The 6,026-nt window shown below is 51.5% G+C and carries 5 protein-coding genes and 1 other RNA gene; 1 reads left to right on the top strand and 5 read right to left on the bottom strand.

Going from position 1 to position 6,026, the window contains the following annotated elements:
* The coding region (locus tag APH35_RS28750) for a type I restriction enzyme endonuclease domain-containing protein (protein ID WP_156341250.1) at positions 1–191 on the top strand (191 nt) is incomplete at its 5' end.
* A 181-nt stretch (positions 192–372) separates the two neighbouring features.
* Here the strand turns inward: APH35_RS28750 and APH35_RS28745 are convergent.
* From APH35_RS28745 to APH35_RS27705, 5 genes are all read right to left on the bottom strand, one after another.
* Positions 373–1,734: an HsdM family class I SAM-dependent methyltransferase gene (locus APH35_RS28745; RefSeq protein ID WP_177335403.1), complete on the bottom strand. Its 1,362-nt coding sequence runs from the start codon at positions 1,732–1,734 to the stop codon at positions 373–375.
* Positions 1,731–2,315, bottom strand: a complete 585-nt coding sequence (locus APH35_RS27720) for a restriction endonuclease subunit S (RefSeq protein WP_060515821.1) — start codon at positions 2,313–2,315, stop codon at positions 1,731–1,733. The genes APH35_RS28745 and APH35_RS27720 overlap by 4 nt, the downstream gene beginning before the upstream one ends.
* A 1,378-nt stretch (positions 2,316–3,693) precedes the next feature.
* Complete coding sequence (locus APH35_RS27715) at positions 3,694–4,950, bottom strand: integrase domain-containing protein (protein WP_051097997.1); 1,257 nt, start codon at positions 4,948–4,950, stop codon at positions 3,694–3,696.
* A 187-nt stretch (positions 4,951–5,137) separates the two neighbouring features.
* Positions 5,138–5,536: a transfer-messenger RNA gene (gene ssrA / locus APH35_RS27710) on the bottom strand.
* A gap of 99 nt (positions 5,537–5,635) precedes the next feature.
* Positions 5,636–5,926 (bottom strand): hypothetical protein, encoded by a 291-nt coding sequence (locus tag APH35_RS27705; RefSeq protein ID WP_012274266.1) that lies wholly within the window; start codon positions 5,924–5,926, stop codon positions 5,636–5,638.
* Positions 5,927–6,026: the final 100 nt, after the last annotated feature.

The raw sequence follows: 6,026 nt of genomic DNA, 5'->3' as shown, positions 1-6,026 counted from the left end.
CTCATGAGTTGACTAGCAGCTTGCGACAGAATGTGACAGTGGATTGGAGCAATCGCGACAGTGTACGGGCGAAGTTGCGTTTGATGGTAAAGCGAATTTTGCGAAAGTACAAATACCCCCCAGATCAGCAAGAGGAAGCGACGCAAATGGTGCTAGCGCAGGCTGAAATGCTTTGTGAAACATGGGTCTGATAATTAGCGTGGAGTAAAGCCGTAATTTTGAGGGCGAAAATCTATATTTTATAGAAGTAGAGCTTGGGACGTGGCGTCTGAGTTTTACTTGAGCTCAATGGCTCGCATTGCGAGCCATTGCACATTGGCAGAGCTTAAAAGTATTGTTTTCGTTTTCTGTTTGCTCTTGTTAGGTTGGCGGTTAGTTTGAAGTTAGTAGTTCGAAAAATTCTTTTTGAAGTGCTGATAGTTGTGTTTCAAGTGTTTTCTGTTTTTCAGTAAGGGTGGTTATCGAGTTTTTTTGTGACTGCTGGCTATCCATGTATCTTGATGGGCTTAAGCTGTAGCTGTTGCTCTCAAGTTGTTCTATTTTTATTAGTTTTGAAATTCCTTCAAATTCGCTTCGGGTTTTATATATTTCTAGGGTTGCGTAAAATGGAGCTCTTGATTCCATCGAGAAATTGTCATTTGTATATTTTTCTGCTTCGGGCGAATCGATTAGTAGAACCGGTTTGTTGGTGGTTCCAGTTTTTTTGAGAACTAATACTGCAGTCGGTATTCCAGTATTTTTGAGCATTCCTCCTGGGAGAGCAATCACCGCATCAACTAATCCATTTTGGATAATGCTTCTCCTGATGGCCCCCTCTAAACCACCTCGAAATAGAACTCCAATTGGAACGAGTACTGCAGCGCGTCCATCTGGTTTGAGTGATTTCAAAATCATCTGTAAAAAGGCGAAGTCAGCCTTGTTTGGAGGAGGAGCGCCGAAGTCGAAATATGAGGTGGTAATGCCTGACTGGTAGCTGCTCGTAGAAAGCGAAAATGGGGGATTTGCAAGTACTATGTCGTAAGCTGAAGCCTCAACCTCTTGGAGTGAGTCTGACTTGCGAATCTCGAAGTCGGTAATTCCATGTACGATACAGTTTATTTTCGCTATTCGTGCGGCTGACGAGTTTATCTCTCTTCCATAAATTTTAAGCGGTCCACTATGCTTGCATGTTAAAGCGTTTATGTTGGCGGAAATCAGAAAGCCACCAGATCCGCAGGTGGGATCGTATAAACTTTCGCCGCCTATGGGCTCGACAATATCTACCATCATCTTCACTAGTTCGCGAGGTGTATAGGCTTCCCCAGCCCTTTTTCCTTGCGCCTCTGCAAAATGTTGGATGATTTTTTCAAAAAAACCACCGGCGGCAGTAGGGAAAATATGACTTGATATTAGCTTGTATAATTGAATACATGTTTCCGTTACGGCGAACGGGTTCCTTACACGCTCTGTTAGATGCTGTATGGCGATTCTTAGGCTCAACTCATTGCTGTAGGCACTGTCAATCTGGTCTGCAGCCTGCAGAAGAGTAGATACTATTATGTCATTTTGTGATGTTTTTATTGACTCTCGAAGGAGTGCTTGTAAGTGGTCATCAATTATTCTATTGTGAATTGAAGAATATATAACAAAGAATATACAAACAAAAAAATCTGTGTATTCCTGAGTGTCAAGGTGTGTCTTCGACCGAAGGTCATCGATGATAGTGTCGATGATGGAGTGTTCAAAATCGCTCAAGAGTCTTCTCTCAGTAGGGTGGTGCAAAAAACGTCAAGAATGTCCTCGCCGTTTCTAGCTAATGATTCGAGCACTTTTTTTTGAGTCATCCAATTCTTGTAAATCTGAGTTATCTTTATCTGGTTGTGAGTCTTAGGTATCGGGATCGTAATCTCTGATAGATCCTTCAGGCCTATGTTGGGTATGGCGCTGCCGGCTTTGATTCGCGATAATTTTGAGCGACCTTCGCTTGAATTTAGGTACCAGCATAAGTAGGCTGGCTCTATTTCATTTTTTGGTGTGCTCAGGATTGCAACTTGATTTGTGGTGATTACGTTTAGTTCTGTCGGCAATGTAATTAATGCAGCCTCTATTCTGTTTCCGCGTAAAGGGATCAGTATGTCGCCAGTGTACAATATACTTTTTGCTTTCCCTGGTTCGACTGCGGCAAAAGGGAGGTTGGAAAATTCAATACCCTCCTCGTGGATATCCTTAATTTGAACTAATTTATACCCATCGCTGCGGCTTTCGTCCTCCGCTTTTCCCCTAAAGGTATGACCTGCGCGGACGTCTATGATTTCGGATAGTCTTCTTATGTTCAATGACGTTTACTCATTTTCATTGATTGGTCAAGGTGGGAGTTTATCCCAATGCTTGTCGTGTAGCCTGACCCGGTCTCCGGTACCGAGTGCTCGTAGTAAAAGCTGAAATTCTGTAGCAGCCACAACCAGGGCAAAATCACGCCATACAGCTTCGCATTCTTCATTGTGGCTCCTAAGATTCCATTACAGTACCGTTGGTACTACCTTGTCATGTAGGCAAATTTAGCCCTTCCTCGGGATTTCGTCAATAGTACTGACGATACTGTTGCGAAAGTCTCCTCCTGTGCCCGAAGCATCATGGATAAGCCAGGGTAGTTACGGATTCGAGGGGGACTGGCGTGAGCTTGGCTATACCTATGGCCGCGGCCGGCTATGGCGGAGGCGCTACTTCCTGTTCCAGCAAGGGGGAGTGTTGTGGCCCTTGGGCTTCGCACAGTTGCATAGCTATCCTCCCGAAGTTACCGACCTCTCCCTCACGTCATCCCGCCAAGAATGCTGAGTGTTATCAGGGATCAAGGCCCCTGCGACCTGTGGGGAATGTCCTCTTCGCGGGACTGGCGGCTCCTTACGTCCGGGAGCAAGGGCATCTCATGATCTGGCCTCCTGAGCACCGTTGCCGGTGGGCGGGTGGAGGCAGCACTGGCTGACGAGATCAGCGCCTGAAGATCCTGAGCCATGTGCAAGCAGCAATGCGATGACCGGGGCATACCTGACTGTCAGTCAGGTGCAGTCCATTCCTTGGTCTGCGGCACCATCATCTACAGCGCTGTTGCTGGTGACATCGGCGTTTGTCACGCCGATTGTCACGAGGGGGAATGCCGCAAAGCCATGTGCGATCAGGGCTGCAGCAGTGGTAGAAGTGCCCGTCTCTTTCCAGAAGAAAGAGACGGGCACTGGTTGGCGCAGTATTCGGCAAAGCGGATAGGTTGCTGCAGGGCAGCGAGGTACGGTGTATCTGGCGCACGAGCGCTATATGTGTAAGAGCATCCATCACATGGGTAGTGACCGTACGAGCTGCCGGATGCGAATCGTACTTGGGCTGAACCACCGCGGGGGCGGCGTGACCTTTAAGGCTCGGGTCACCTGGGGTGCTGTCATCGACAGCCTTTGCACGGCCAGTTCTACGCCTGTGGATAAACCCGGTCAAGGGCCGAAATTAAGCGCCCTTGAGGACGTGAAAAGCGGTTATCCATCGGTGGAATTACTTGGTAAATCTCGGACAACGTCGTGACTTTAGCTCTTCAAAATGAGGTCCATCCAAACAGGGCGGCTTTGCAGCCCTGTTTGGATGGACCCGCGCTGAGAAGCAGATAAGCGAGGCTGCTTGCCCCGAATCTTGGACGTTCAGTTGTTTCTGCAATTCATGCGCCGTACAGAGCTAGCGGATCGGTACCACGTTCTTGTCTCTGACTTGACCGTATGCTGAGGCAAGCAGGCTGCCGGTGGCGGCTTTCTGGATGTACTCACTCCACCAGGCCATCATCGGTCGTCTGCGTTCAATGTAGTCGGCTCGGTTGTAGGCGCTGCGCACCTCATCCTTGTCGACATGCGCCAGTGCGACCTCAATGAGTTCGGGGTCCCACCCATGTTCATTCAAGATGGTGCTGGCCATCGAACGCATACCGTGGCTGACCAATCGATCCTGAAAGCCCATGCGTTTCAATGCCATGTTGGCGGTCTGGCTATTGGCGTGGGTGCGTGGATTTCTATCGGCCGGGAAGACGTATTCGCGATGGCCGCTGTGAGTCTTCAGTGACTCCAATAGTGCGACAGCATGATCACTCAACGGGATGCTGTGTGGACGGCGCTTCTTCATACGCTCCGGTGGGATAGTCCAGACACGCCTTTCAAAGTCGATGTCTGCCCAGCGAGTGGTCGCCGCCTCGGCGGGGCGAGTCATCGTGTGCAACTGCCATTCGATCAGGCAGCGGGTGGTGCGTTTGATGCTGGCGTTCGCGATCTCCAGCATGAGCTCCGGGAGCTCTTCGGGCGGAAGCGCAGCCATGTTCTCTTTTTTGGGCTTCTTGAAGACTGCCCTGATGCCGCTGAGCGGGTTGGCGAAGATCAGGCCGGAGTTTACGCCGTAGGTCATGATCTCGTTTAGTCGCTGGCTGAGACGCTTGACCGTCTCCAGGCTGCCTTTCGCTTCGATTGGGCGAAGCAATGCGATCACCATCGGAGCGGTGATCTTCGTCAGTGGCGTCGTCTTCAAATCGGGGAACACGTGCAGCGTGAGCGATCGCCAAATGTCCTCGGCGTAGGCCGGGGTGACCGAGTCTTTCTTGAGTTCAAACCAGGCGGTGGCCACGTTCTCGAAGGTGTGTTCGGTTTCCGCGCGTTTGGCTTCATTCAACGTATTGCGCTGCACCTTCGGATCGATGCCTTGAGCGAGCAGCTCGCGGGCTTCGACTGCCTTCTTTCGTGCGTTCGCCAGTGACAGTTCGGGGTAGGTCCCGAAGCCGATGTTGATGCGCTTCTTGGTCACCGGTTCGCGGTAATTGAAATTCCACAGCAAAGAGCCGTTGCTGCGTACGCGGAGCTGCAAACCATCACCGTCAGTGAGGACGTAATCCTTGGACGCCGGTTTGACTCCCTTGAGCTGTCGATCGGAGAGGCGGAGGTTTTGAGCAGGCATGAGATTGTCCTCAAGCACTGATTCGGTATTCCAAAGATTAGCACTGGGTAAGCTGGAATACCGCCTGGAATACCAGAATGGCTGGAACTCAAAAACTCTTGAAAGACCGCAAAAACGCTGGAGGCCGCGTATTTACTGGATCGCAGGCACAAAAAAAGACGTCCGTGGACGTCTTTGATTGATCATTTGGTGGAGCCGGGGGGATTTGAACCCCCGTCCGCCAGTACTCCGCTGTCGGTACTACATGCTTAGCCGTGTCTACTGATTTAATCCGCAGCCGCCCGACGGGCAGGGTGCTTTGGATGAGTTGTGTAAGTTTTAGTCACTTCGCCCACAACGTGCTACGCGACGATCCTGTTCTGTATGACAATCAGTTCGGGTTTACAGGCATCCCCTAGTGATTGCTGGAGCCGAAGCTACCAGAAGCAACGGGTCAAGAGGACCGCTTAAGCGGCCAGCTTGAACTCCGCGCCGTAGTTTTCGTCATTGGCAACTATAAAAGTTGCAACAGTGGATTTACGAGTTCTGTTACCAACTCGGCATGCACCTAGAGTTTCGCTACCGGCGTCGAATCCTAATCGGCCCCACACTAGCGTTACGCTAACGCACCTTACGGCGCGTGGGATGGAGTATACGGCATTGCGCGGGCGACGTCGACAGCCGGTCCTGTCGCCCGCCTTCGGGCTTACGCACCGCCGCTGCCGGTGCCGCTGCCTTTCTCGGTTTTTTCCAGGCGCTCCAGCACTTTGCTGGTGATGGCAATGCATTCCTTGGTGTCGCCCGAGGCCTGGGCGGCCTTGGCTTTGTCGACGTGCTCGGTGATGGCTTTGTCCAGGCCCTCGGAGGTGGCGCCGGCAGTGGCCATGCTGTCGTCGATCTTTTGCAGGTTGGTGGTGCAAAGGTCTTCGGCGGCGAACACCGGCGAAGCCAGCAGGGTGGCGGCCGCGAACAGGGCCGAAAGCGCGGTACCTTTCATGGGTGTCTCCTCTGGGGCCTCTGGAAGGTGGGCCTGTAGGGTGGACTGTGGGGGAATGGCGGGGGTTCAATCGGGATAGTGGCGGGGGCGATATGGGGGG

The organism is Pseudomonas sp. NBRC 111132, assembly GCF_001320565.1.
In the GTDB taxonomy this organism is placed as follows: Bacteria; Pseudomonadota; Gammaproteobacteria; order Pseudomonadales; family Pseudomonadaceae; genus Aquipseudomonas; species Aquipseudomonas putida_P.
Note: the sequence above shows the minus strand (reverse complement) of the source record. Positions and strands in the feature narration are given on the sequence as shown.